This is a genomic window from Planctomycetia bacterium (assembly GCA_015075745.1).
Classification (GTDB): domain Bacteria; phylum Planctomycetota; class Phycisphaerae; order UBA1845; family UTPLA1; genus UTPLA1.
Window position 1 is genome coordinate 2,605,673 of record JABTTW010000001.1, and the last position, 24,947, is coordinate 2,630,619.

Below are 24,947 nucleotides of genomic sequence, written 5' to 3' on the forward strand. Positions count from 1 at the left end.
GTGACATGCCGGACTTGGATCGGCGCTGGTTTTGAAGCACGCAACTCGATATGGGTTCGCCCAGCTATGCAATCGATTGGCATGGACTATACTTCCTTCCCAGGTCGGGACGGCCCAAACTGCATAATTGGCAACCCATGCGGGAGTGGCTGCGAGCGAGGAAAGAAACATGGCACGCATCATCCCGCTTTTCCTTTTCGCGGCCGCCCTGACGGGGTCCTGCGACAGTTCGCACAAGGCTCCTCCCCCTTCGCGAGAGCCTCCGGTCGTCAGCATCGCAAAGCCGCTTCAGATCGACTATCAGCCGTATGCCGATTTCACGGGCCGATTAGCCGCGGTCGAAGAAGTCGAGGTGCGGCCGCGCGTCGGTGGATTTCTGGAAAAGGTCAATTTTCAGGTAGGCAGCGACGTCGGCGCGGGAGATGTCCTGTTCGTGATCGACGCGCGACCATTCCAGGCCGAAGTGGATCGCGCCGCCGCGGAGGTGTCTCGAGCTGAATCGGCATTCAAGCAAAGCGAGATTGAATACAAACGCATTGAAGACTTGTATCAAAAGGAATCCGCGACGCAGATAGAGTTTGACCGTCTCATGGCGGCGCGCGACATGGCCAAGGCCGAATTGGCCGCCGCGAATGCCGCGCTGGCCAGGGCTCAGCTTGACCTCGAATGGACGAGGGTCACGGCACCCATCTCGGGCAGGGTCAGTCGCAATTTCGTCGATGCCGGCAACCTCGTCCAGGGCGGAGTTGGTATCGGCACCCTGCTGACGCGGATCGTGACCATGGACCCGATTTTCGTCTATCTCGATGTGGATGAGCAGACCATGCTGAGGTGCCAGAGGAAAATTCGCGAGGGAAAGATGGAGACCTACCGCGAGGGCATCGTTCCCGTTTCACTCGAACTTGCCAATGAGCAAGGATACCCGCACGAGGGCGGTGTCGACTTCGTCGATAACCGGGTTGATGCCGATACCGGTACCCTTCGCATTCGCGGGCGATTCGACAATCCGAAGCGGATTCTGGGTCCGGGTATGTTTGCCCGCGTTCGTCTCTTCATCGGAGAACTCCAGAGGTCGCTTTCTGTGTCGGAGCGCGCGATCGGCTTCGATCAGGGCGAGCGTTTTCTGCTCGTCGTCAACGCGAAAAATGAGGTGGAGTACCGCCGAATCAAGATAGGCGGCCTCGAAGAGGACATGCGCATCATTATGGAAGGGGTGGCTCCGGATGACTGGGTCATCGTCAATGGCCTGCAAAGGGTACGCCCCGGCGTCAAAGTCACACCGCAGAAAGTGAACATGCGGACGTTTGCTCCGGTCGAGAGCCCGTCCGCGCCAGACCCGGCGAAGGCCGCATCGCCCGCAATTACCAGCCAACCTGTGTCGGAAAACAACTAGGAGACCGGGTGTGTTTGCGAGGTTTTTCATAGACCGACCGGTCTTCGCTGCCGTCATTTCGATCGTGATCACGATCGCAGGCCTGGTGGCGCTGTTCACGCTGCCTGTCGCACAGTATCCGGAGATCACCCCCCCGACGATTCATGTGTCCTGCGTTTATCCCGGGGCCAGCGCTCAGGTGGTGGCGGATACAGTGGCCGCGCCCATCGAGCAGCAAGTCAACGGTGTCGAGAACATGCTTTACATGTCCTCGCAGTGCACCAATGACGGCACTTACAGACTGACTGTCACTTTTGAAGTAGGCGTGAACCTGGACATGGCCCAGGTCCTGGTGCAGAACCGAGTTTCTCAGGCGCTGCCCATGCTGCCGAGTGAAGTGACCGCCATCGGCGTGACGACGAAGAAGCGATCGCCGAATATCCTCCTTGCAGTCAACATTTACTCGCCGGATCAGCGATTTGATCAGCTCTATTTAAGCAACTACGCGACGATTCAGGTGAAGGATGAACTGGCCCGCATCGAGGGGGTGGGCGATGTTTCCTTTCTCGGTCAGCAGGACTACAGCATGCGGCTGTGGCTCGATCCCGATCGCATGGCCGAGCGCAGGCTGACGGCGTCCGACATCGTTGCGGCACTTCGCGAACAGAATATCCAAGTGGCCGCCGGGCAGATCGGTCAGCCGCCGGTGCCGGCTGGTCAGGAGTTTCAGTACGTCATGACCACGCTCGGCCGCCTGGTTGAGGCCGAACAATTCGGCGAAATCATCGTGAAGACAGGCGACTCCGGGCAGGTGACGAGGCTCCGTGACATCGCCCGAATGGAGCTCGGCGCCCGAAACCAGGATCAAAGCGCGACCCTCGATGGCAAGCCCTCGGTAGGACTGGCGATATTCCAGTTACCCGGCTCCAACGCGCTGTCCACGTCAGACGCCATCCGGGAAAAGATGGAGGAGCTGTCCAGGCAGTTTCCCGTGGGGCTTGAGTACGCGATCGTCTACGACACGACGCCCTTTGTCCGCGAATCAATTCATGAGGTGGTTATCGCCATGCGGGACGCGATCATCCTGGTCGCGATTGTGGTGATCGTCTTTCTGCAGAACTGGCGATCCACCTTGATTCCTCTCCTCGCCGTACCTGTTTCGCTCATCGGAACATTCGGTCTGATGGCCGTCGCGGGTTTCAGCCTGAACAATCTGACCCTGTTCGGTCTTGTCTTGGCGGTGGGCATCGTCGTCGATGACGCGATTGTGGTCGTCGAAAACGTCGAGCGGTGGATCGAGAGCGGCCTGTCACCTAAAGAGGCCTCCTACAAGGCCATGAATGAGGTGACCGGCGCGATCATTGCCATCGCCTTCGGCCTTTCGGCGGTGTTCATTCCGACAGCGTTCGTCTCAGGGATCACGGGACAATTTTACCGGCAGTTTGCCCTGACGATCGCAACGTCCACGCTTATTTCGGCGCTGGTATCGCTGACACTCAGTCCGGCCCTTACTGCGATCATGTTGAAACCGGAGGGCGCGAAACGTGACATCCTGAGCCGAATCATCGACCTGGTGCTGGGTTGGTTCTTTCGCGGGTTCAACCGGACCTTCGACTGGACGACTCACACTTACACAAGACTCGTTCGGAGATGCATGCGGGCTTCGGTGATCGCGATGCTCGTTTACTTCGGCCTTCTTGGCGCCACCTACTACGGATTCACGCACGTGCCGACCGGGTTTATCCCCAATCAGGACAAGGGCTACCTGCTCATCAATGTTCAATTGCCGGACTCCGCATCGATTGAACGCACCCGATCTGTCCTGGCACGGGTGGAGCAGATCGCTCGCGAGACACCGGGTGTCAAGCATTCGGTGGGCGTTTCAGGTCAGTCATTTCTCCTCAATGCGAACGGGTCGAATTTCGCTTCGATGTTCGCGGTCCTGGATAGTTTTCATAATCGCAATTCTCAGGAGCTCTCCGCTGATGCGATTGCGAATCAGCTTCGCCGTCGGTACTTCGCTGAAATCCAGGAGGCCATGGTATCGATCTTCGGCGCGCCACCTGTGGATGGACTTGGAAATGCCGAGGGATTCAAGATCATGATCGAAGATCGCGGCGGCGCGGGGCTGCCGGCGTTGCAGGCTCAGGCGGACAATGTCGTGACCGTCGGCAATCAGCAGCCGGGCCTCGTCGGTCTCTTCACTCAATTTCGAGCGGACACTCCGCAGCTTTACGTCGACATCGACCGCACCAAATGCAAGACCCTTGGCGTTCCGCTGGACGAGGTCTTCAATACGCTTCAGGTTTTCCTTGGAGGGTACTACGTCAACGACTTCAACCGATTCGGGCGCACATGGCAGGTCAACCTACAGGCCGCGGGGCCCTTTCGTGCGGACCCGGAGGACGTCAAGAAACTCAAGGTTCGTAACGGCGCGGGTGACATGGTGCCGATCGGTACGCTTGCAACCGTGCGGGATTCCAGCGGCCCCGTGCTGATAACACGATATAACATGTATCCTGCGGCGACAATCAACGGCGCGTCGATGCCTGGCTACAGCTCGGGCGAAGCGATCAGCACCATGGAGGCCATCGCCGGCAGCGAACTACATCGCTCCGTCTCATTTGAATGGACCGAGCTGACCCTCATAGAAATTCTCGCGGGCAATACGGCGATCTTCATCTTTCCGTTGTGCGTCCTCTTTGTTTTCCTGACGCACTCCGCCGAGTACGAAAGTTTCGCTTTACCGCTTGGCATCATCATGATCGTGCCCATGAGCATGTTGTGTGCGCTGATCGGCGTCTCTCTACGCGGCATGGATAACAACATCTTCACGCAGATCGCCTTCATCGTGCTTGCGGGTCTTGCCTGTAAGAATGCCGTATTAATTATTGAGTTCGCCAAGCAGCAGCATGATGCGGGCATGTCGGTATTCGAGTCGGCGGCCGAGGCGGCACGGCTGCGGTTGCGGCCGATTTTCATGACTTCGTTTACCTTCGTTCTCGGCGTCGTGCCGTTGATGATCGCGACGGGGGCGGGTCATGAAATGCGACAGACGCTCGGCACGGCGGTGTTTTCCGGCATGCTCGGCGTGACTCTGTTCGGCATTTTCCTCACTCCGGTTTTCTACTTTGTCATTCAATCCGCCGCTTTGAAGTTGCGGCCGGGTCATGCCCATGGACCGGTGGAATCGAGCGAACCGCCGGAAGTCGATGGCGCCACGAATCACAGCGAGTGAATTCTGAAATGATTTGCGTGTGACGCGGGCCGCCGTGTCCGAATGACCGGTCAGATCGTCACGATGTCGCCTGAGCAGTTGACGCGGCCGTCTTACTCATTCTCGATTCATCGCGCGGACTGAATCGCAATCTTGGGGCGAATAACACAAACGCCGCGATCGTGAGGCCGCACGACATCAGGAGGAAGACGGGCCGCAGGCTCGGATCGAGGAAGAGCGAGATAAGCCCCTTTGAATCGGCCCAACTCTCAGCGCGAAGGGCCCAATACGGCCAATCGGCGGGCAGGTGAAGCGCCGTTCGCGAAGCCTGTGCGTGGGTCAGACTCTCAGCCTGTTGGGGAAGAAATGAGCCATCGCCGAGGACGGGCAGGATGACTTCGTTCGGCCGTTTGTAGTGGAGGTCGAGGACGGCGAGGCGTTCGTTGACAACGGCGTCGTTCTTGAAGGCATACATCAGCTCGTCGCGGCGGGCCACTTCAGCTTCCAGGGCGGCGACATCCGCGGCGAGTTGGGTTTCTTCGGCCAGCAGGTCGCAGTAGTCCCGGAGGATCGGCAGCAGCACGGTCGGCGCGAAGACGACGAACGAAAGGCCCAGGAGCAACAGAAACATTAACCGATGACCCAGCGGAGAAGTGGGCGCCGGTTCCAATGGTCGCGACTGCGAGCTCTCGATCATCTGATCGGGCAAAGTTCTAACCCTTGTTCCAGTATTTGCCGCCGTAGACCGCCTGGTCGCCGAGGTGCTCTTCGATTCGGAGGAGCTGGTTGTACTTGGCCAGCCGATCGGTCCGCGACAGGCTGCCGGTCTTGATCTGTCCGGCATTTGTGGCGACGGCGATGTCGGCGATGGTGGTGTCTTCGGATTCTCCGCTGCGATGACTGATGACCGCGGTCCATCCGTTTCGGATGGCCATGTTGATGGCGGCGAGGGTCTCGGTCAGCGTGCCGATCTGATTCACTTTGATGAGAATGCTGTTGGCGGCCTTTTTGTCGATGCCCTGCTGAAGCCGCTTCGTATTCGTCACAAAGATGTCGTCGCCGACGAGTTGCAGCTTATCGCCCAGCCTGGCGGTAAGCTTGCACCAGCCGTCCCAGTCGTCTTCGGCGAGGCCGTCCTCGATGCTGCAAATCGGCCACTGCTTGGCCTTCTCCGCCCAATAGTCGGTCAACTCCTCGGAGCTGACGACGCGGTTGGGATTGCTCTTGTAGAACTTGTATTTGTTCTTGGCGCCGGCCTCGTTGGCCATTTCGGTGGCGGCCGGGTCGAGGGCGAACCATATCTGCTCGCCGAGCTTGTAGCCGGCCTTTTCGACGGCCGTGGCAATGACTTCAAAGGCCTCATCGTTTGACTTCAGGTTGGGCGCGTAGCCGCCCTCATCGCCCACCGAGGTGTTGTGGTCCTTCTCGTACAGGACCTTCTTCAGCGTGTGAAAGATTTCCGCGCCCCATCGCAGGGCCTCACGGAAATTCGGCGCGCCCCACGGTTGAATCATGAATTCCTGAAAATCAACGGTGCTGTCGGCATGCTTGCCGCCGTTGAGGATGTTCATCATGGGTACGGGCACGACATGGGCATGGCACCCGCCGAGATAGCGAAAGAGCGGCAGGTCGCACGACTCTGAGGCGGCCTTCGCCACGGCCAGGGAGACCGCAAGGATCGCATTGGCCCCGAGGTGGCTCTTGTTGGCTGAGCCGTCGAGGTCGATCATCGCCGCGTCGACCTCTTCCTGATCCATTGCGTCCATGCCAATGACGCACTCGGATAGCTTGTTGTTGACGTTTTCCACGGCCAGAAGGACGCCCTTGCCAAGATAGCGATTCTTGTCCCCGTCGCGCAGCTCCACCGCCTCGTATTCGCCGGTTGAAGCGCCGGAAGGGACGATCGCCTGGCCGGCAGAGCCGTCTTCCAGGACGACCACCGCCTCGACGGTCGGGTTGCCGCGGGAGTCGAGAACCTCGCGGCCGTGGACGTGTACAATTTCGGTGCTCATATCGCTGCCTTTGCGCGCGCAAGGGGTTAGAGTTCTATCGTCCGCGACCAATCTACCGCTGTACGGTCTTGCGGCGTACCGGGGTCGCACGGTCGAGACCCGCTCTTTCAAACGGATCAGGCGGTCAATGTAGGCCCGGGTACGGCTGGTGACAAGAACAGGCGCAATTCCCGCCGGTTGGCGGGCCTGGCTCGATCGGGTCGCCGGCGACTGAGGAAATATGACTCGGCGCGAAGGAAGCCGTTGCGCGGTACGCTTCGCAACGATAAACGGACACACGTGTCCGTTGTTTTGGAGTCAATCATGAACGTACTGCTCGTCTGGCCAAAGACGCCGGACACGTTTTGGAGTTTCAACCATGTCCTGCCTTTCATCTCTCGAAAGGCCGCCCACCCGCCGCTTGGTCTGATGACCGCGGCCGCGTTCCTGCCGCGAGATTGGGCGATTCACCTCGTGGACCTGAACGTCCGTCCGATGAGCGACGCTGACATTGCATGGGCCGATTACGTGATGATCTCGGCCATGATTGTCCACGTTGAGTCCGCGAAGGAAGTCATCGCTCGGTGCATCAAACAGGGAAAGCCGGTCATCGCGGGCGGCCCGTTGTTTACGACCGGTCACGAGCGTTTTCCTGAGGTCAATCACTTTGTTCTTGGCGAGGCTGAAGAGCTGATGGCGGACCTCGTCGCCGACATGCGCTCCGGTACGGTCAAGAAATACTATCTGGCGAATCGCAAGCCCGACGTCTCCCAGACGCCGCCGCCTCGCTGGGACATCATCCGCATGAAGGACTATGCGACCATGTCGGTGCAGTATTCACGAGGCTGCCCGTTCAACTGCGAGTTTTGCGACATCATTGTGATGAACGGTCGTGTGCCGCGCGTCAAGTCGCCGGAGCAGATGGTCGCCGAGTTGGATTCGCTCGTCACGGCAGGCTGGGACGGGCCGGTTTTTGTCGTTGACGACAACTTCATCGGGCACAAGGTCAAGGCAAAATCACTGCTCCGAGCGATCATCGCATGGCGTCAGAAGCATCGGATGAAGATCACATTCCTGACCGAAGCTTCGCTGAACGTGGCGGACGATGGGGAACTACTTGAATTGCTGGCTCAGGCCGGCTTCAAAAAGCTCTTCATCGGGATCGAGAGTCCCTCGGAGGAGAGCCTCGGTGAGTGCTCGAAGGTGCAGAACGCGGGGCGCGATCTTGTCGCGGATGTGAAGAAGATTCAGGCGGCCGGCCTGGAAGTCATGGGCGGGTTCATCGTGGGATTTGATAACGACAAGGAGAGCATTTTCGAGCGGCAGTGGCGGTTCATTCAGGAGGCGGGCGTCGTCACGGCGATGGTGGGATTACTGACTGCGCTGCCGGAAACGCAACTCTTCAAGCGGCTTCAAAAGGAGGGGAGGCTTTTGGGCCACAGCACGGGCAATAATCTTGACGCCGTGCTGAATTTTGTGCCCAAGCTGGATCGAGAGACACTGCTGCAAGGCTATCGCGATCTGGTGTGCCGGCTCTACATGCCGCGGGAGTATTACCGACGCATACTTACGTTTCTGCGACAGTACAAGCCCACCGGCCCGAAGACGCCGATCACGGTGCTCGACGTACGAGCGTTCCTGCATTCAATGTGGGCGATGGGCGTAGTCGGGTCGGGCAGGTTCGCCTTTTGGCGATTCGTGACGCGGGCATTTATCTTTCATCGACGGGCATTCGCCGAGGCGATGGGGATGGCCATCATGGGGTACCACTTTCGCCGCGTGGCACGGTCGATCTAGACTCGTCAGCCGCGAAACGAGGATGATGTTTGGGCAATAGAAAAGCCCACGGATTCGAATCCGTGGGCTTGGGTGTACGAACGTCTTATTGCTCGTTGTGAAGCGGCGTTCCTATTTTTTCTTGCCGTGGTCTTCAAAGTAATCCACGAGTTCCTTCGCGGCTGATTCGGCGAGATCATCATCGCCGGAGCCCGCTGCCTTGCTCTTGGTAACGATCTGCACGCGCCCGATGTCCGCGCCGTCCGCCTTCAGATAAAAGAGCGTCACGACGAATTTCTCCGGCATCAGGCCGCCGACACCGCCGCGGTGATACCACATGATGGCCGGCTCGATGGTCAGCATGGGCGAGCTGCCCTTGAACGGCGCGTCCTCCTCGGTGACAAGATACTTGCGCAACTGGGCGGACAACTGCGTCTTGAACTCAGTGCTCACCAGTCCGCCGAGCTCGGTCCGCGGCGGGGCGATGGTCACGCCCTGATAGCTGGCGAAACTGCCTCCCGACATCCCCGGAACGGGCTCGGACTTGGAGCTGGAACCCTTCATTTCGTTGACAGCGCGTCCGACGACCTTCGTACAGCCGGTATTCGAGCTCAATGCGGCAAGCAGGACGAAAGCGGCAATCGATTTCGGCTTCATTCTTTTGCTCCAAAAAAAGCTAGGTCTTGAAATGCAATTGGTTTCTACACAGGCCGTACGAACGAAACGGCCTAGACACGATCGCCGGTATTCTAGTCCGTCGGCATTCTCGGTCAAATCAGAGTTAGGCGGCACCTGTCAGAGACTCGTACTCCGATGGTCGAAGGCCAATACCTTGATGGGAACCACGGACTGTCGCTGCCGTTGTGGCGATTTCTCAAGGCTTCGTAGAGGATGCCGACTGATTCGGGAGCCCTGCCAAGCGGCTGGGAAATCGTGCCATGCTGCGACAATACCTCAACCTTCCACGCCCGGTCCACATTTTGTGCCTGGGCATGTTCATCAATCGCGCCGGCTCGTTCATCATTCCGTTTCTGGCAATCTACATCGCGCAAAAACTCGGCTACGGTGTTTCATTTGCCACCTGGACCATGGGTGCATTCGGACTCGGGTCGATCTGCGCCTCCCTCGCCGGGGGGCACCTTGCGGATCACATTGGCCGCAGGGTGGTGATGTTGGCCGGGCTCTTCGGCGGGGCGGGTGTCATGATTGTCATGAGTCAGCTCTCCAACCGATGGGCCATCATGGGCGCTGCGTTCTCGCTCTCGCTGATAGCCGACACGTACCGGCCCGCGGCGTCGGCGATGATTGCAGACCTGACCACGGCGCATGAGCGCCCTCTCGCGTTCGGGCTGATGTACGTGGCTATCAACCTCGGCTTCGCCATCGCCCCGGTCGTGGGTGGGTTTCTCGCGGAGAAATCATTTCAACTGCTGTTCTGGGGTGACGCTCTAACGTGCTCGGCCTATGGCGTGATCATTTTCCTCTTCATCCGCGAGACGCGACCCGTGTCGGGCAAGGCGTCTGCGGATGGCTCGCAGGATGATGGCGCACAGGTGCCGCTGCGTGAGGCGGCAAGGCACATTCTCCATGACGGTCCGTTCCTGAGGTTTTGTGCAGCCTCATTGCTCTTCGCGATCGTTTTCATGCAGGCGATGTCCACGCTCCCGCTCTATCTGGCTGGGCTCGGCATAGGCGAGAAGGACTATGGGCGCATCATCGCGTTCAACGGGGCGATGATCACACTGCTGCAACTGCCGCTGACTGCGCGATTGAACAGATACAATCGCGCCTACATTGTCACCGTGGCTGCCGTGATAACGGGCATCGGCTTTGGGCTCAACGCCCTGGCGACGCTGCGATGGCACTTCATCGTTACGGTGGTTGTCTGGACGTTCGGTGAAATGATGCAGTCGCCTTACATGCACGCCATCGTCGGCGACATGGCCCCGGTGAAGTTGCGTGCTCGATACATGGGCGTATTTACATTGATGTATGCACTGGCGATTTCGTTCGGTGTCCCCGCCGGCGGACAGGTGCTCAGCCGTTTTGGCGGGGAGGCTCTTTGGGTATCAACTCTGGTGATCAGTCTGCTGGGGGCCTGTATCTACTGGAGCATTCGCAATGAGATCGGCAAAGTGCCACCGGCCCCAGTCGAGGGGACATAATCGCTGGGAAAGTGGTAACACTTATGGTGTACCGACCGAGATATCGCGCTTGCGGGAATATTTCTTCCCATTAGACATGGCGACATTCACGGTGACTTCGTAACGACCGCTTTTCGCGTACACATGTGTCGGGGATGGCTCGATCGATTCTTCCCCGTCGCCGAAATACCATCGCTGGCGGGCAACTGGTGGCACGGCATCAAGTCGAAACTTGATCGTCGTTAATGCGTCCGGGTCTGGCACGCTCGTCGTGATACGCACCCACAGCCGCTCCTTGACCACCTTCTTGAAGTACTTCCAGGCAAGTTCGGGGTCGATGCGCCGATGCGTGCCGGCAATCTCCAATGCGTCGACATACATTCCGTGATCGCGAAGCCACTTGATGCACGCGACGCTCTGATCCCGCAGGAGGACGTCGCCCTGGCCATAGACGATGCTGATCGCCTGCCAGCGATCCAATCGATCCTCGGGAACATCCATGAATCGGGGATCGAAGGAACCCTGGCGAATAAGCAGGGCTCTGAAAATCTCCGGGTGGCGCAGGCCGGTATGCAGGATGGCAAAACCGCCGGCCGACCAACCGGTCAGGAATACCTGATGCTCAGCGATCTTGTATTGTCGCTTGATGGTGTCGACGACTTCCAGGATGAGCTGCTCGTCTTCGCGTTGAAGAGCTAACTGACGATCGGGCGACGGCGGCAAGTCTCCCCGGACACCGCTGAGGGTAGGCGCGACAACGATGATGCCCTGGTTCTCGGCGAACCCCGCCCACTCCCGCATCTGCAGCGGCGCGGTGTCGTAGGGCCAGGTTCCATGACAAAGGACGATGAGCGGCCAGGAACGTGCGTCGCTGTAGGTGCTGGGTACGAATCGCAGGTAAGGAGCCTGAGACTTCTCGGCCTTCACTTCAACGACGGGGGCCTGGCTGGGCAGGGTCTCCAGCGAAGGACAGCCGACGATAAGCGGCGACAGGAACAGAGACAGGCCGGCGCGGAATAGACTTCGCATATGGGACATCGGCCTATATATAAAGTGCTTGCGGCAATCCCGCCATCTTGATGCCCGGCAAGTTCGTTCCTATACTTTAGAAATAACAATCGACTGTGTGACCTCACCGGAGCCTTGAGCGGGGGGAGATCCGCTTAGGCAGGAGCAGCAACCATGCCGGCTAAACTTGAAGGCCGTTCGATACTGATCGTCGATGACGACCCGGACATCCTGTCCACCGTGCGGATGGCCTTTGAAAGCGCGGGCGCGAAAGTCATGACCGCAAACGACGGCAATAAAGGCGTCGACATGGCTCAGCGGCTCGATCCCGATCTCATCGTCCTGGACATGATGATGCCGAAGCGCAGCGGCTTTCTGGTCTTGGAGATGATCAAGCCCGGAAAAGAGACCGGCGTCCGACCCTTTGTGATCATGATCACCGCGAACGAGGGGAAGCGCCACGAGCTTTATGCGCGCCACCTCGGGGCCGATGAATACTTGAACAAGCCGTTCAGCATGGACCGCCTATTGGAGAAGTCCTGCGAGCTGCTTGGCGGTCAGTTTATCCCGCCAGAAGAGGCCTACCTCCGCCACCATCCCGAAGCCCGACCCCGCAGTCGCACCGACTAAGTGCGCAGGTTCAATGCATCGGGCATTTCTCCAACGATCCTAACTGCACCGAACTATGGGTGATTCGAAACTCGATTTCACGGCTCAACGAAATTGATGGCCGTTGCACTTTCGTATTCGGACGCTTCTCAGTTCTTCGAGTTTGTGGCCACGGCAAACGTTCTTCCACTTACGCTGCGTGGATGTTTTAGTTCGCTTCCGATTTTCCGAAGCTTGTCGATTCCACCTTGTTCGAATTTGTCGGCAATGAAGACTTTCATAAGGCGCCTCGATGCAACGTGTTCTTCCATTGGGAGACGTTAGCAATTGCCATGCCAGGACGCAGCATCGCGAATAGGAAGCCTGGCAGCGGAGAATCGGACGCTGATTAGGGCCTTAATGCATGGGCAAATTCGGCCTCAGGCAAACGGCGGGGGAAGTTGCCGGTTGCGAAGTTCTCGAATTCCGGTCATTCTAGAGACGGTGTAGACGCGTTCTCCTGCCCGGTGAGCTTCGCCTACCTAGGATTCGTAAAGGTTCACTATGAGTTATGTCCGCCTCCTCGCCCATGATGCCATTCATGGCCTACGGGGGTTTTTGGTGTTGGATGCCTTTGTGCGGCTCTTTATATGGGCTGCGTCGATGGCCTTTTGCGCAGCGCTCTTTACGCATTACGGTCTCTGGCCGTCGGAGACCATCATCGGAGCGAATCTCCCCACGGCGTGGGCCTGGGCGGGAACTTTGGTCAAGTGGATTATCGCCTACAACTCGATTTACGTCTTGATGCTGATTGTGCTGCGTCTGCCGATTCCGACCCCGCGCGAGGGTCGTTACTCACTCAAGCCGGGAAAGATCCCCAGTATTCAATTGGTCTGGTCGTGCCTGATCGCGACGCTCACCAAGGCTCGCTTCGAGGCGCCGTTCCCCGCGTTCCTGGTTTTTCATATGGCGAATTTGCCGCCGCTGTCCTGGCTAATGTCGATGATCTTCGGCCCGCGGAGCAAGTCCTGCTATGTAACCGATCCGCGGATTATCGACCCGCATCTCGTTTCGGTAGGGCGCAACGTTGTGATTGGGATCAACGCCATCATCGCGGCTCACTATCAGGAAAAGGACGCTGTCATCATCAAGCGAACGATCATCGAAGATGACGTCATCATTGGTGCATCGGTTCTGATGTCCGGGGCTCACATCAAGCGCGGAGCAACGATCGGCGCCGGCGCGGTGGTGCTGCCGGGCACGGTGGTTGGCGAGAACGAACATTGGGCCGGCAATCCCGCGCGTCGGCGGAAGGCCTCGCAGGATCAGAAGGCAACGGCCGAGCCATTGACCGAATCGTCGTACGCCGTACCAGACTTTTCCCATCCACAGGGAGAGCAGGGCACGGCGATCATCTCCGAGGCGCGCTCGGTGCCGATGGCATAGTCACCGGCGACTGCCGATTTGAGCGTACAGCGCCGTCCAGTTACATTTTCCATTGATGTCCGACACGGCATTTATCCTGATCGTCGAAGACGAGCGATCGCATGGCGAGGCGCTCAAGGAAGGCCTTGAGCGTAGCGGCCACGCGTGCCTGCTCGTCGAATCGGGCGAGCAAGCCATGACTTCGCTGGCCCGCAGACTGCCGCATGTGGTGATCTCCGACTATCAACTGGGCGGAACCATGAACGGGCTCGATGTCATTAAGAAGGCTCGGGAACTCGGTCCGTGGATGCAAGGCATCCTGATTACGGCGCACGGCGATGAAAAGCTGGCCCGGGATGCCATCATCGAGGGAGGCGCGTACGACTACCTGACGAAGCCGCTGGATTTGGAGGAGCTTCGCGGGACCGTGGGCCGGGCGGCGCGGCAGGCGCTGACGCTTCGCGAGAATCTCGCGATGCGCGAGCAGCTCAACAAGGCATATTCGTTCGAGGGCATTATCGCCGCTTCGAGTGCCATGCGGAGCGTCCTCGATCGGGCCCGACGGCTGGCTAACACGAAACTGACCGTGGTCATCTACGGCGAATCCGGAACGGGCAAGGAGCTGATCGCCCGGGCGATTCACAACAACTCGGATCGACGCAAGAAGGCATGGGTTCCGGTGAACTGCGCGGGAATCACCGAGAGCATCCTTGAGTCCGAATTGTTCGGTCACGTGAAAGGGGCATTCACCAACGCCCACGCCGACCGGGCGGGGCTTTTCGAAGTGGCCGACGGGGGCACGATTTTTCTCGACGAGATCGGCGACATGCCGAATCCGATGCAGTCGAAGCTGTTACGCGTGCTGGAGAACGGAGAGATCGTGCGTGTCGGTTCGAGCCGACCGATCAAGGTGGATGTCCGCGTGGTGTGCGCGACGAACCGCGATCTGAAACAGGCCGTCGCCGAGAAGACCTTTCGAGAAGACCTGTTCTTCCGCATCAATCAGGCGGAGATCAATTTGCTTCCGCTTCGCGATCGGCGGGACGACATTCCGCCGTTGGTGCACAGCTTCATTCAGCAGTCGAATTTGCTGCATCGCAAGGACGTTCGCGGCGTGACGCCGGACTGCCTTCGGATGCTGGAGAACTATCGCTGGCCGGGCAACGTCCGCGAACTTCAAAACGTCGTGAACCAGATGGTGGTCTTCTGCGATAGTGATACGCTGGACCTTGCGGACCTGCCTTCGACGCCTCCGATCAATGTCTCAACGGATATTGTTCCGCTCAAGCCGAGGGCGATGAATCTGACGCTGCGCGAGCTGGAAAAGCTGGCAATCCAGCACGCCCTGGCCCAACACGGCGGCAATCGTGAGAAGGCGGCTAAGCAGCTCGGAATCGGCGCGCGCACGCTCTATCGAAAGATCAAGGAATATGACATCCGTTAGCGGCGGGTCGGCGTGTCGCTTCGTCGGGGATTGAAGCGTCCTGTCGGTTGAGCCGTTGCCATTTGAGCCCATGTCCCATGAAGAATTGGTCGCAGGAAGATGAACGATTCATGCGGCGGGCCCTGGCGATTGCCCGGCGGGCAGAGGGTCGCGTCGAGCCGAATCCCATGGTGGGCTGCGTGCTGGTCAAGCGGGGCCGTATCGTCGGCGAGGGCTATCATCGGGTCTTCGGTGGGCCGCACGCGGAAGTCAATGCCATTGCTTCCGCCGGCAGGGCAGCGAAGGGGGCAACCGCCTATGTCACGCTTGAGCCTTGTTGCCATCATGGCAAGACGCCGCCTTGCACTGAAGCGCTCATCCGATCGGGCGTCGGGAGCGTCATCGCGGCAATGAAAGACCCCAACCCTCTTGTTGCAGGCCAGGGACTTCGCCGGCTTCGCGCCGCAGGCATCACCACCCGCGTCGGCCTGCTGAAACGGGAGGCGGAATTGCTGACCGCGCCTTTCATCACGTGTCAAACGCTGAGGCGGCCGTACTTCATCCTCAAATGGGCTCAATCGCTGGACGGCAAGATCGCCACGCGCACCGGAGACTCTCAATGGATTACATCGCTCGCGAGTCGCCGCGAGGCGCACCGTCTGCGAGCCCGCGTCGATGCGGTCATTGTTGGCGTGGAGACGGTGCTTGCCGATGACCCCGAACTAACGGCACGCCACGCGCCCCGACGGCGTACCGCCACGCGTGTCGTTCTCGACTCTCGATTGCGCACACCGCCGGCGGCGCGAATGGCGCGAACGGCGAACGTGACGCCGACGCTGATTGTCACCAGCTCGGCCGGGATCAAACAAAAATCAAGAGCGGCGGCCCTGAGGGCTGCCGGCTGCGAGGTGATCGCCATCAAGTCAACGCAATCGGGAATCTCTCTTCCCGCGCTGGCCCGCGAGCTTTATCGGCGGTCCATGACAAACGTGATGGTCGAAGGCGGCGGTCGGATCCTTGGGAGCTTCTTCGATTCGGGACTGGGGGATGAGGCCATGATTTTTGTCGCTCCGCGCTTGATCGGCGGGGCGGAGGCTCCCGGGCCGCTAGGCGGCATTGGCCCGAAAAACATGACGGATTTGGCCGCGCTGGAGGTGGTCACCGTCCGTCGCCTGGGGGTCGATCTCTGCTATAATGTGAGATTTCGCAGGTAGTATCGTTTTGCCATGAGTCGCGGCGCATTCCTGGCGGCGTGGCGTCGATGGTCAGTCCCGCCGATTCGTTTCGCGTGGACCGCTGAGACGAAACGGCTGATTTGCACGGAGAAAGTCATGAAGAGAGTGAAGCTGGTCGCGGCGATTTGTTGTGTGCTTGCATCGCCCGCGATGGCGGATGATGCAAAGCCGAACCCCAGGGCCGTTCTCGAACGTGCCAACGCAGCGGCAGCAAAACTCAATGCGATTTCGTATGATGCGAAGTTCTACGGTGAGGGGGTGATGGCGAAGAACATTCCGACGATGCAGGGACACGTCATCGCCCATCGTGGTGCGATGCCGACAAGGCCGAAGGTCCGGCTGGACGGCGAACTCACCCCTCCGGGCGGAGATACCCCGATAAAGTTCAAATTTGCCAGCGACGGCATGAAGGCGTTTCGAATTGATGACGAGAAGAAGCAGTTTCTCACCGGCGATGCGGCGACACTTAAGTCAACAGAGATGTCGGGGCTTATTCCTCCTAAGTACTTCGTTGATGCTCCGTACAAAGGGGAGCTCGATCTTCAGGACATTACGCATGCGGGCGTCGAAAAGATAGACGGCGTTGATTGTGACGTCATAGAGATCATCTACGACGCCTCAACCGGCCGAAAAATGACCTATTGGCTGGGCGCCAAGGACGGTCTATTACGCAAAGTTCAGAACATCATGGCGGTCCGTGTGCCGGGCAAGACGGAGCCGGAAACCGGACGCATCGTCTTTGAGACGTCGCGTTTTGATGCGCAGCCAAAGATCGACGAACAGACATTCGCCTTGTTCGCTCCCGAGGGCTATCAGTCGCAGGTGATCGCGACGCCGGAATTCGGCCCGGATGGCCTGCTCGCGGCAGGAAGGCCCGCACCGGACTGGGAGCTGAAAGACTTCGACGGCAAGACCGTCAGGCTCAAAGACCTTCGCGGCAAGGTCGTGCTGATGGATTTCTGGGCGAGTTGGTGCGGTCCGTGCAAAATGGTCATGCCCGGCATGCAGGCGATTCATGAAAAATTCAAGGACAAGCCGGTCGTCATCTGCGGCGTCAACTGTCGCGAGCGAGCCGAGACCGCGCCCGCGGCGAGGCAGTTCGTAAAGGATAAGAAGCTCACATACACCCAACTCATCAACGGCGATGAGGTCGCCAAGGCTTACCATGTACGCGGCATCCCCTGCATGTACGTGATCGGCCCGGATGGAAACATCATCTATGCGACCTCCGGCTATCAGCCGACTCATGAGCAGATGTTCACGAAGTTCATCGAGGAGACGCTCAAGTCGATGCCTTCGGAAGCGGCAACAAAGGTCTCGGTTAAGTAAGCCCCCAAGAATGCCCCATTAATGCCCCTTTCGTGGCAACGTCGTCATGCCGTGCTGGGTGTTTTCGCCCTTGCCGCACTTTTGCGGCTACCGGCGCTGGAACGCTGTCCGCCGCCGCTCCAACAGGACGAGGCATCCCGAGCCTACGACGCATGGTGCCTCTGGGAGACGGGGGGCGATCGCCACGCGGCGCGATGGCCCTTTTTTCTAGAGAGCTTCGGTCCGGGCGATTTCACCGCCGCGCTGAGCACTTACATCACCATTCCATTCGTCGCCCTCTTCGGGCCGGGCGCTTTGGCTGTACGGCTGCCGGACGCGATCTTCGGCGTGCTATCTGTCGTCCTGCTATACGGCTGGCTCAGACGCCAGTATGACGAGCGTTTCGCACTGGTCGCAGCATTGTTCCTGGCGACGAGTCCCTGGCACATTTCGATCTGTCGAACCGGACATGAATCAGGTTATGCGCCGTTTTTTCTGATCGCAGCGCTAAACGCAGCCTATCGCGCGGGGCTACTGCCGTGCGGAGATTCGAATTCATGGCTCCAGGTGCAATCGCCCAGATCGGCCCTCGGATACTCGTTGCTGGCCGGGTTCATGCTTGCAATGCTGGCTTGGCTATACCCTGCAACCCGATTGCTCACGCCGCTTCTCATTCTCGCCTGGCTCCTCTTTTCCACCCCTCGCCCTAAAGACATCGCCGCGACAACCAGAAAGTCGATGATCGCAGGGTTGGCGGGGCTCTTCATCGGCGCGTGTCCGCTCTGGATCACCGCCGTATTCCATCCTGAGCGCCTCGCGGCCCGAGCCGGCGTCACCGTTTTTATGGATTCCGACGAGCCGCTTTCGGCTCGATTCGTCAATATAATTGAGAGCTACGCTGCCAACCTCTCTCCGCAGTATCAGTTCCAATCGTTCGATGACATCTCAGGCGCGTATTACGACGGGGTTGGGCTTCATCTTCTTGTCTTTGCGCCGTTCGTGATCGCAGGGCTGATTCGGGTTGTCTTGGACGCACGAGGCCGCGCTTGGAGCCGCTTCCTGCTCGCTTGGTTTGTCCTCTACCTCGTACCGGCTGCAATTTGTGTGGATTGGAACCCGCACTCGTTTCGCACGGTGGGCGGCATCCCGCTATTTGCCATCATCGCTGCGACTGGCTGGCGATGGCTCGGTGAGATGCTGGTGCGCTACAGGCCCGTGTTACTCGTGCCAATGCGGAATCTGGCTATCGCCCTGATCGGGGTGAACCTGATCTACTTTGCAAACGCTTACTTTCGCGTGCTGCCCGAAAATCTCGAGCGCGGATATCAGACGGCCCTGGTAAACGCAATTGAGTTTGCCGGGGCGCGCGCGAAGGACGCCGACTTCGTGCTGGTGACACAGCGGGCCATCCAGCCGAGTATTTACGTTCTGCTGTATGCGCCGATTCCCCCCCGTGACTATTTGCAGCTTCCCGTCATCCGGGCCGGCGGCCTTCAGGGTTTCGACGAGGTGGTGCGGGTCGGAAAATACTATTTTCCGCCGAGCGGCCGGGGCGATCCCAAACTCGCAGCGAAATTCTCCAAGGTATGGAATGAACTGCCTCCGGACGCTCAGGGGCTGGTGATCGAGGCGAAGGGCAAATTCGGCGGCGGCAGGGTACTGGCCCAATTTGGTGAAGCGCCGGAAATCCCGGACGGCAGTACATTGGAGGTCCGCTGGTGGCAAAGGTCCGAGGACCCGGCCCCGCGAGACGATGCCTCAAAGGTCGGGAATCCGTGAATAGTATGCCCCGCGAATTCGTTCTAATATCTGTCGCCTGAGCCGAGCTGATAAGACATCGACTCAACGTCGAGCAGGGGAGTCATCCATGAAGTTGCATCATTGGACCTTTGGATCGCTCATTGTCGTCATGAGCCTTCCGGCGTTGGCCCGTGCCGACACCCTCCCGGACGTTCAGGAGATTCTGGAAAAGGCCGACGCGAACACCAAGGCTCTGACCGCAGTGAGCTACGAGGCGGAGTATTTCGGAGAGGGTCATCCTGACGTCGTTAGTCGCGTGACCCGAGTTCGTGGAAAGGCGACTGCTTTGGAGGTCAAAAAGGATCTGGTCGGAAGCATATTTGGTTCGTCCGGCAATCAGATGCGTTTTGAGGGCGAGTTCCAGATGCCGGGCACTGACGACTGGATTCCCTTTCAGGTCGCCACGGACGGTCGCAAGGTGACGCGCATTGATCCGGCGGGCATGTCGTTCACCACGGCAGCTCTGCCGAATGGGAGGAAGCTTCTGAATCCGGCTCAAAAAATACTGATGCTGGAGTATATCCACCCGAAACCGTTTAGTGATGAGTTGAACGCGATCAGCTCTGCAGTAGAGGGCGAAGCGGAAATCGACGGCTCAGATTGCTACGTAGTGTACGTGAAATATCAGGACCATTCCGAGTCGCGGTGGTTTTTCGGCAAAGAGGACTTTCTGCCTCGACGTGTGGAGCGGATTGTGCGCGGAGATGCCAAGGGCGCGGAAGTTCTTGTCGTGAAAAACCTGAACACGAACCCCGCCATCGAGAAGGCCACATTTCGGCTGTCCCCGCCCGAAGGATACATCGAGCGGAAATTCGACAACGAGGAGGAAGCGTCTGCGGCTGAGCAATTGTTGCCGATCGGTTCGACAGCGCCGGATTTTGAGTTGAAGACGCCGGAAGGCAAATCGGTCAGACTGAAGAGCCTTCGTGGAAATGTCGTCGTACTCGATTTCTGGGCGACCTGGTGCGGACCCTGTAAGCAGGCCATGCCCGGTGTGCAGAAGCTTCAGGACCGTTACAAGGACAAGCCGGTGAAGGTCATCGGGATCAGTTGCTGGGAGCGCAAGACGGCAGACCCCGATCAATACATGAAGGACAAGGGCTACACATACGGCCTCCTGCTGGGCGGCAACGAAGTGGCCGACCTCTACAAATTGGACGGCCTTCCGACTTTCTACGTCATCAACTCCGCCGGCAAGGTTGTCTATGCCTCCACCGGTTTCCTCCGCGACAAGGAAGAGGAAATCTCCAAAATCATCGACAATTCGATCGAATAATCCCTGCCCTCGGTGATGGTTGGGGCAACCCTGCCTTTTCTAAGGCCCGACCAATAGTTCGTCGTGCAACGATCGAGGTCGCCGCCGTCTGCTGCGCCCGCTGCTTGGCGAACACGATCCGCCGACGCTAAACTTGCCCGTCCGAAGGAGTGCAGGCATTGGCTAGGTTTGAATTCACCAAGATGCACGGGATCAGCAACGACTATGTTTATGTCGATTGCTTCAGGCAATCGCTGAACGGAGTCGATGTTCCCGCCCTGTCTCGCCGGATCAGCGATCGTCACCGGGGAATCGGTTCCGACGGATTGATTCTCATCACGCCGCCGTCGAAGGACGTCGCCGCTGACGCGCGTATGGAAATGTACAACGCGGACGGCTCTCGCGGGAAGATGTGCGGCAATGGCGTGCGCTGCGTGGCCAAGTACGCCGTGGATCACGGGTTGGCGGACGCCAAAGATGACAAACTGCGCGTGGAGACCGATCGCGGCGTCCTGACGCTCGTCGTCCTCCGCGGGCCGGGCGGCAGGGTCGAGCGCGTTCGCGTGGACATGGGGCCCCCGATTCTTGAGGCCGCGGACATTCCCGTTGAATTTCCAAGGCATCACGCTGGACCGATCGTTCGCTATCCCCTGGGCAGGTACATTCCGCTGGGCCAGCCCGCCGCATGGATGGAGGACTGCGGCTTCGAGCCTTTCATGACCTGTGTGTCGATGGGCAATCCACACATGGTGGTCTATTGCGGGAATGTCGCCGGCGTGCCGCTGCAGATGCTCGGGCCATTCTTCGAGCGGCAGAACATCTTCCCGGAGCGAATCAACGTCCACTTCGCCACGGCGCAGAGTCGAACCGAAGTGACGATGCGAACGTGGGAACGGGGAAGCGGAATCACCCAGGCCTGCGGGACCGGGGCCTGCGCCGTACACGTTGCGGGCGTTCTTGAAGAGCGGTTGGACCGTTCGACAACGGTTCATCTGCCCGGCGGCGACCTGAGTTTGGAGTGGCCCAGGGGCGCCGAGTCCAGCGTCTTCATGACCGGTCCGGCGGAGGAAGTCTTCCAGGGGGTTTGGGAAGAATGACGACAGACTTAATCATTCATCGGATTGGGCTGGGCACCGACCTTCATCGCCTGGTTGCGGGCGGACCCTTGCGATTGGGCGGCGTCGATATCCCGTTTGAATACCAGGCGGCGGCGCACAGCGATGGTGACGTCGTTCTGCATGCGGTCACCGATGCACTGCTTGGCGCGGCAGGGCTGCCAGACATCGGCGAGCGGTACCCGGACAGCGATCCGGCGAACAAAGGGGCGGACAGTCGCAGGTTTATCGCCGAGGTACTTGGAGATCTTCGCCGTAGCGGGTTCGTCCCTGTGAATCTCGATATCGTGATTCAGGCCGAACGACCGAAGCTTTCGGCTCACAAGGCCTCCATTCGTGACTCGGTTGCCCAGCTTCTCGGCCTCTCGCCCGATCGTGTGGCGGTCAAGGCGAAGACCAACGAGGGCCTCGACGCCATCGGGCGAGGCGAGGCCGTCGGCTGCGTGGCCGTGGTTGGCCTCATGTCGATCTCTTGTTAGATTAGCGTTCGGTCGAGGCGGGATGAAGCGGCGCGGCTCGCCTTCGCCGCTCTAAGTTCGCCGATCAGTTGTTACCCAGGTGACCCACAAACATGACGCTTCGCTTGTACAACACGTTATCCGGAGAAAAGGAAGTCTTCGAATCCGTCGAGCCCGGCAAGGTGGGCATCTACCTGTGCGGGCCGACGGTTTACAAGCCCGCCCACATCGGACACGCGGTTGGTCCGGTGATTTTCGACGTCATAAAACGGTACTTGAGCTACAAGGGGTTCAAGGTTACCTGGGTCGTCAACATAACGGATGTTGAGGACAAGCTGATCGCCGCATCGCGCGAGGCGGGTCGAACAGTGCCGGACCTCGCTCGGGAACTGGAACGCGAATATGTCGAGGCAATGGCCCGACTCGGCGTTCGGGCGATCGATCACATGCCTCGCGCCAGCGAGCACATCGGCGAAATCATCGCTCACATCAAACGCCTGATGGGTAACGGCGTCGCCTACGAAGCGGGCGCTGACGTTTACTATGACGTGGCCAAGAATGCAGAGTACGGAAAGCTGAGCCACCGCAAGCCCGAGGAGCAGCATGCTGGTACGCGTGAGGGACTCGTGCATTCCGGAAAGCGGAATCCGGGCGATTTCGCATTATGGAAAGGCGCCAAGCCGGATGAGCCTGCCGACGTGCAGTACGACTCCCCCTGGGGCAAGGGCCGACCCGGCTGGCACATCGAATGTTCGGCGATGGCGATGAAATATCTCGGCCAGACGTTTGATATCCACGGCGGTGGATTGGACCTGAAGTTCCCACACCACGAGAACGAAATCGCCCAGGCGGAGATGGACACGGGCAAGCCCTTTGCCCGGTATTGGCTGCATCACGGATTGACGCGATTCAACACGAAGAAAATATCGAAGAGCGACGCGAGCTTTGAGCCGGTCATGGAGTCGCTTCAGTTGCGCAACCTGTTGGCGAAACACCCTCCGGAGTTGCTGCGATTTCTCATTCTTCAATCGCAGTATCGCTCGCCGATTGATTTCTCCGAGGAGGCTTTGCGCGCCGCGAAGACCGCACTCGACACGTTCTATCGTTTGCTGGAGCGAATCGAGCGAACAACCGGCGTCGATCCGTACACCTTGAAGGTTTTGGCGGAGCAGGTGCGCGAACAGAATCCCCTGCCGGCCGCCGAAGACCTGATTCAGGAAACCGTGCGTCAGCAGGTCCGATTTCTGGAGGCGATGGACGACGACATCAACACCGCCGGCGCGATCAGCGTTCTGTTCGAGTTGGCGGGCATTCTTAACCGCTTCCTGGACGCCTCGCGCCTGGAGACAAAGGAAGACGAGAAGTTGCGCAAGGCGGGGCAGGGCGCGGCGGGGACGTTCATGATGCTGGCGCGACTGCTCGGGCTCTTTATCGAGAAGCCGCGGGGCGAAGAGTTGGACTCGAAGGGCGATGCCGCGGGATTGCTCGATCTGATCATCGAAGTGCGAAAGATGTCGCGCGACGCGAAGCAATTTCAGATCGCCGATCGGATTCGTGACAGATTGACGGAGCTGGGCTTTACGCTGGAAGACGGCCAGGATGGCACCCGATGGCGACGCGCCTGATCACCAGGCCTGTTAACCCGGCCCGATCTGATGATGCTGCGCTCGACGCCGCCTCAGCGGGGAAGCCCCCACTTCTGATTCTCGGAATCGATCCCGGCCTGGAGCGCACGGGTTATGCCGTCCTGGAGCGTACGGACACGGTCCGCGACGCCGGCTTGATTCGCTCCAATCCACGGGCCTTACTCGCATCGCGGCTGGGAGAGATCGCCGCGAGTCTCGACGAGGTCATCGACGAATGGCGACCGCAGCTCGTCGCCGTGGAGGAATTGTTCGCTCATTACAAACATCCACGCACGGCGATTCTGATGGGGCATGTTCGTGGGGTTGTGCTGCTCGCCGCGGCAAGGCGGGGTATTGGTGTTCTCGGGCTGCCGTCTACCCACATCAAGAAAGCGCTGACGGGAAACGGCCACGCTGGAAAAACGCAGGTGCAGCGTGCGATTCAGGCGACACTGAACCTGAAGCGTTTGCCGCAGCAGGCCGACGTCGCCGACGCACTGGCCATCGCGTGGTGCGCGGCGGTCACGAGTTTGAGACGCGACGACGGCTCGGCGGGGAGATCGCAACGATGATCGTGCGAATGCGCGGCCAGTTGAGCGAACTCGACGAGGTATCGGTCACCCTCGATCGCGACGGCATCTCCTACGAAGTCCTGGTCCCGGGCTATGCTGTGCCGGAACTTGCCGCGAGTCGCGGTCAGTCAATCACCCTGCACACAATTGAGTATCTGGAGGGAAGTTCCGCGGGGGGAAATCTGACGCCAAGACTGATCGGATTCCTTCACCCCGAGGACCGCGAGTTTTTCGAGACCTTTCTGACCGTCAAAGGCGTGGGCGTGCGAAAGGGACTGCGGGCACTCGCGGCTCCCGTGGCGAGGATCGCGGCCGATATTGAGAATGGTGATGCCGTCGCCCTGGCACGGCTGCCGGGTATCGGGCGACGGATGGCGGATCAGATCGTCGCGGAGCTCCGCGGCAAGGTGAAGGCCCACGCCTTTGCGGCGGCAACGTCCCCGGCGGCCGCGATCTCTGGATACAGCGCCGAGCAGCGCGATGCGATCGAAGTTCTCGTGGCCTGGGGAGATTCGCGGGCCGACGCCCAAAAGTGGATTGCGCGGGCAGCGCAGCTCCATTCCGACTTGTCCACTCCCGAAGCCTGGGTGAAAGCGGCGTATCGAATCAAGAGCGGGGCGGAGGGGTAAGTTCCG

General features: G+C 59.4%; 20 protein-coding genes. 16 read left to right on the top strand and 4 right to left on the bottom strand.

Annotation, left to right across the window (positions count from 1 at the left end):
* Positions 1 to 169 precede the first annotated feature (169 nt).
* Together HS101_10265 and HS101_10270 are read left to right on the top strand one after the other, a co-directional pair.
* Positions 170 to 1,393 (top strand): efflux RND transporter periplasmic adaptor subunit, encoded by a 1,224-nt coding sequence (locus HS101_10265; protein ID MBE7506654.1) that lies wholly within the window; start codon positions 170 to 172, stop codon positions 1,391 to 1,393.
* A gap of 10 nt (positions 1,394 to 1,403) precedes the next feature.
* The gene (locus HS101_10270; GenBank protein MBE7506655.1) at positions 1,404 to 4,610 is read left to right on the top strand and encodes a multidrug efflux RND transporter permease subunit; all 3,207 of its coding nucleotides are present in this window, start codon (positions 1,404 to 1,406) and stop codon (positions 4,608 to 4,610) included.
* A 58-nt stretch (positions 4,611 to 4,668) separates the two neighbouring features.
* Here HS101_10270 and HS101_10275 read toward each other — a convergent pair whose 3' ends face one another.
* Positions 4,669 to 5,220, bottom strand: coding sequence for a hypothetical protein (locus HS101_10275; protein ID MBE7506656.1), 552 nt, complete (start codon positions 5,218 to 5,220; stop codon positions 4,669 to 4,671).
* Positions 5,221 to 5,302: 82 nt separating this feature from the next.
* Positions 5,303 to 6,601: a phosphopyruvate hydratase gene (gene eno, locus HS101_10280; GenBank protein ID MBE7506657.1), complete on the bottom strand. Its 1,299-nt coding sequence runs from the start codon at positions 6,599 to 6,601 to the stop codon at positions 5,303 to 5,305.
* Between the two features lie 303 nt (positions 6,602 to 6,904).
* On the opposite strand from eno, the gene HS101_10285 reads away from it, so the two are divergent.
* A complete protein-coding gene (locus tag HS101_10285; GenBank protein MBE7506658.1) occupies positions 6,905 to 8,377 on the top strand; it encodes a B12-binding domain-containing radical SAM protein in 1,473 nt (490 codons plus the stop codon).
* A 111-nt stretch (positions 8,378 to 8,488) separates the two neighbouring features.
* Here HS101_10285 and HS101_10290 read toward each other — a convergent pair whose 3' ends face one another.
* Positions 8,489 to 9,013, bottom strand: a complete 525-nt coding sequence (locus HS101_10290) for a hypothetical protein (protein MBE7506659.1) — start codon at positions 9,011 to 9,013, stop codon at positions 8,489 to 8,491.
* 281 nt (positions 9,014 to 9,294) lie between these two features.
* Here HS101_10290 and HS101_10295 point away from each other — a divergent pair, with 281 nt between their 5' ends.
* Positions 9,295 to 10,521 (top strand): MFS transporter, encoded by a 1,227-nt coding sequence (locus HS101_10295; protein MBE7506660.1) that lies wholly within the window; start codon positions 9,295 to 9,297, stop codon positions 10,519 to 10,521.
* A gap of 21 nt (positions 10,522 to 10,542) precedes the next feature.
* Here HS101_10295 and HS101_10300 read toward each other — a convergent pair whose 3' ends face one another.
* A complete protein-coding gene (locus HS101_10300) occupies positions 10,543 to 11,529 on the bottom strand; it encodes a PKD domain-containing protein (protein ID MBE7506661.1) in 987 nt (328 codons plus the stop codon).
* Positions 11,530 to 11,682: 153 nt separating this feature from the next.
* Between HS101_10300 and HS101_10305 the strand changes: the two genes are divergently transcribed.
* The 12 genes from HS101_10305 to HS101_10360 all read left to right on the top strand — a co-directional run bounded on the left by HS101_10305 (position 11,683) and on the right by HS101_10360 (position 24,941).
* Positions 11,683 to 12,138 carry a response regulator transcription factor gene (locus HS101_10305; protein ID MBE7506662.1) on the top strand — a complete coding sequence of 152 codons (456 nt, stop codon included), beginning with the start codon at positions 11,683 to 11,685 and terminating at the stop codon, positions 12,136 to 12,138.
* A 621-nt stretch (positions 12,139 to 12,759) separates the two neighbouring features.
* Positions 12,760 to 13,542 carry a hypothetical protein gene (locus HS101_10310; GenBank protein MBE7506663.1) on the top strand — a complete coding sequence of 261 codons (783 nt, stop codon included), beginning with the start codon at positions 12,760 to 12,762 and terminating at the stop codon, positions 13,540 to 13,542.
* Positions 13,543 to 13,597: 55 nt separating this feature from the next.
* Positions 13,598 to 14,965, top strand: coding sequence for a sigma-54-dependent Fis family transcriptional regulator (locus tag HS101_10315; GenBank protein MBE7506664.1), 1,368 nt, complete (start codon positions 13,598 to 13,600; stop codon positions 14,963 to 14,965).
* A gap of 77 nt (positions 14,966 to 15,042) precedes the next feature.
* The gene (ribD, locus tag HS101_10320; protein MBE7506665.1) at positions 15,043 to 16,158 is read left to right on the top strand and encodes a bifunctional diaminohydroxyphosphoribosylaminopyrimidine deaminase/5-amino-6-(5-phosphoribosylamino)uracil reductase RibD; all 1,116 of its coding nucleotides are present in this window, start codon (positions 15,043 to 15,045) and stop codon (positions 16,156 to 16,158) included.
* A 117-nt stretch (positions 16,159 to 16,275) separates the two neighbouring features.
* Positions 16,276 to 17,508, top strand: a complete 1,233-nt coding sequence (locus HS101_10325; protein MBE7506666.1) for a TlpA family protein disulfide reductase — start codon at positions 16,276 to 16,278, stop codon at positions 17,506 to 17,508.
* 21 nt (positions 17,509 to 17,529) lie between these two features.
* Positions 17,530 to 19,266, top strand: a complete 1,737-nt coding sequence (locus HS101_10330; GenBank protein MBE7506667.1) for a glycosyltransferase family 39 protein — start codon at positions 17,530 to 17,532, stop codon at positions 19,264 to 19,266.
* 88 nt (positions 19,267 to 19,354) lie between these two features.
* Positions 19,355 to 20,563 (top strand): redoxin domain-containing protein, encoded by a 1,209-nt coding sequence (locus HS101_10335; GenBank protein ID MBE7506668.1) that lies wholly within the window; start codon positions 19,355 to 19,357, stop codon positions 20,561 to 20,563.
* A gap of 182 nt (positions 20,564 to 20,745) precedes the next feature.
* On the top strand, positions 20,746 to 21,639 hold the full coding sequence (locus tag HS101_10340) for a diaminopimelate epimerase (GenBank protein MBE7506669.1): 894 nt from the start codon (positions 20,746 to 20,748) through the stop codon (positions 21,637 to 21,639).
* Positions 21,636 to 22,136 carry a 2-C-methyl-D-erythritol 2,4-cyclodiphosphate synthase gene (gene ispF, locus HS101_10345; GenBank protein ID MBE7506670.1) on the top strand — a complete coding sequence of 167 codons (501 nt, stop codon included), beginning with the start codon at positions 21,636 to 21,638 and terminating at the stop codon, positions 22,134 to 22,136. The genes HS101_10340 and ispF overlap by 4 nt, the downstream gene beginning before the upstream one ends.
* A gap of 92 nt (positions 22,137 to 22,228) precedes the next feature.
* Positions 22,229 to 23,740 carry a cysteine--tRNA ligase gene (locus tag HS101_10350; GenBank protein ID MBE7506671.1) on the top strand — a complete coding sequence of 504 codons (1,512 nt, stop codon included), beginning with the start codon at positions 22,229 to 22,231 and terminating at the stop codon, positions 23,738 to 23,740.
* A complete protein-coding gene (gene ruvC, locus HS101_10355) occupies positions 23,725 to 24,312 on the top strand; it encodes a crossover junction endodeoxyribonuclease RuvC (GenBank protein MBE7506672.1) in 588 nt (195 codons plus the stop codon). The genes HS101_10350 and ruvC overlap by 16 nt, the downstream gene beginning before the upstream one ends.
* On the top strand, positions 24,309 to 24,941 hold the full coding sequence (locus HS101_10360; protein ID MBE7506673.1) for a Holliday junction DNA helicase RuvA: 633 nt from the start codon (positions 24,309 to 24,311) through the stop codon (positions 24,939 to 24,941). Before ruvC ends, HS101_10360 begins: the two co-directional genes overlap by 4 nt.
* Positions 24,942 to 24,947: the final 6 nt, after the last annotated feature.

Bases quoted from the DNA above. Each gene is read 5' to 3' on its own strand.
- HS101_10300 (MBE7506661.1), bottom strand. From the start codon at position 11,529: ATGCGAAGTCTATTCCGCGCCGGCCTGTCTCTGTTCCTGTCGCCGCTT.
- eno (MBE7506657.1), bottom strand. From the start codon at position 6,601: ATGAGCACCGAAATTGTACACGTCCACGGCCGCGAGGTTCTCGACTCC.
- HS101_10295 (MBE7506660.1), top strand. From the start codon at position 9,295: ATGCTGCGACAATACCTCAACCTTCCACGCCCGGTCCACATTTTGTGC.
- HS101_10275 (MBE7506656.1), bottom strand. From the start codon at position 5,220: ATGTTTCTGTTGCTCCTGGGCCTTTCGTTCGTCGTCTTCGCGCCGACC.
- HS101_10285 (MBE7506658.1), top strand. From the start codon at position 6,905: ATGAACGTACTGCTCGTCTGGCCAAAGACGCCGGACACGTTTTGGAGT.
- HS101_10290 (MBE7506659.1), bottom strand. From the start codon at position 9,013: ATGAAGCCGAAATCGATTGCCGCTTTCGTCCTGCTTGCCGCATTGAGC.
- HS101_10335 (MBE7506668.1), top strand. From the start codon at position 19,355: ATGAAGTTGCATCATTGGACCTTTGGATCGCTCATTGTCGTCATGAGC.
- HS101_10360 (MBE7506673.1), top strand. From the start codon at position 24,309: ATGATCGTGCGAATGCGCGGCCAGTTGAGCGAACTCGACGAGGTATCG.
- HS101_10310 (MBE7506663.1), top strand. From the start codon at position 12,760: ATGGCCTTTTGCGCAGCGCTCTTTACGCATTACGGTCTCTGGCCGTCG.
- ruvC (MBE7506672.1), top strand. From the start codon at position 23,725: ATGGCGACGCGCCTGATCACCAGGCCTGTTAACCCGGCCCGATCTGAT.
- HS101_10330 (MBE7506667.1), top strand. From the start codon at position 17,530: ATGCCCCTTTCGTGGCAACGTCGTCATGCCGTGCTGGGTGTTTTCGCC.
- HS101_10305 (MBE7506662.1), top strand. From the start codon at position 11,683: ATGCCGGCTAAACTTGAAGGCCGTTCGATACTGATCGTCGATGACGAC.
- HS101_10350 (MBE7506671.1), top strand. From the start codon at position 22,229: ATGACGCTTCGCTTGTACAACACGTTATCCGGAGAAAAGGAAGTCTTC.
- HS101_10340 (MBE7506669.1), top strand. From the start codon at position 20,746: ATGCACGGGATCAGCAACGACTATGTTTATGTCGATTGCTTCAGGCAA.
- HS101_10315 (MBE7506664.1), top strand. From the start codon at position 13,598: ATGTCCGACACGGCATTTATCCTGATCGTCGAAGACGAGCGATCGCAT.
- HS101_10265 (MBE7506654.1), top strand. From the start codon at position 170: ATGGCACGCATCATCCCGCTTTTCCTTTTCGCGGCCGCCCTGACGGGG.
- ispF (MBE7506670.1), top strand. From the start codon at position 21,636: ATGACGACAGACTTAATCATTCATCGGATTGGGCTGGGCACCGACCTT.
- HS101_10325 (MBE7506666.1), top strand. From the start codon at position 16,276: ATGAAGAGAGTGAAGCTGGTCGCGGCGATTTGTTGTGTGCTTGCATCG.
- ribD (MBE7506665.1), top strand. From the start codon at position 15,043: ATGAAGAATTGGTCGCAGGAAGATGAACGATTCATGCGGCGGGCCCTG.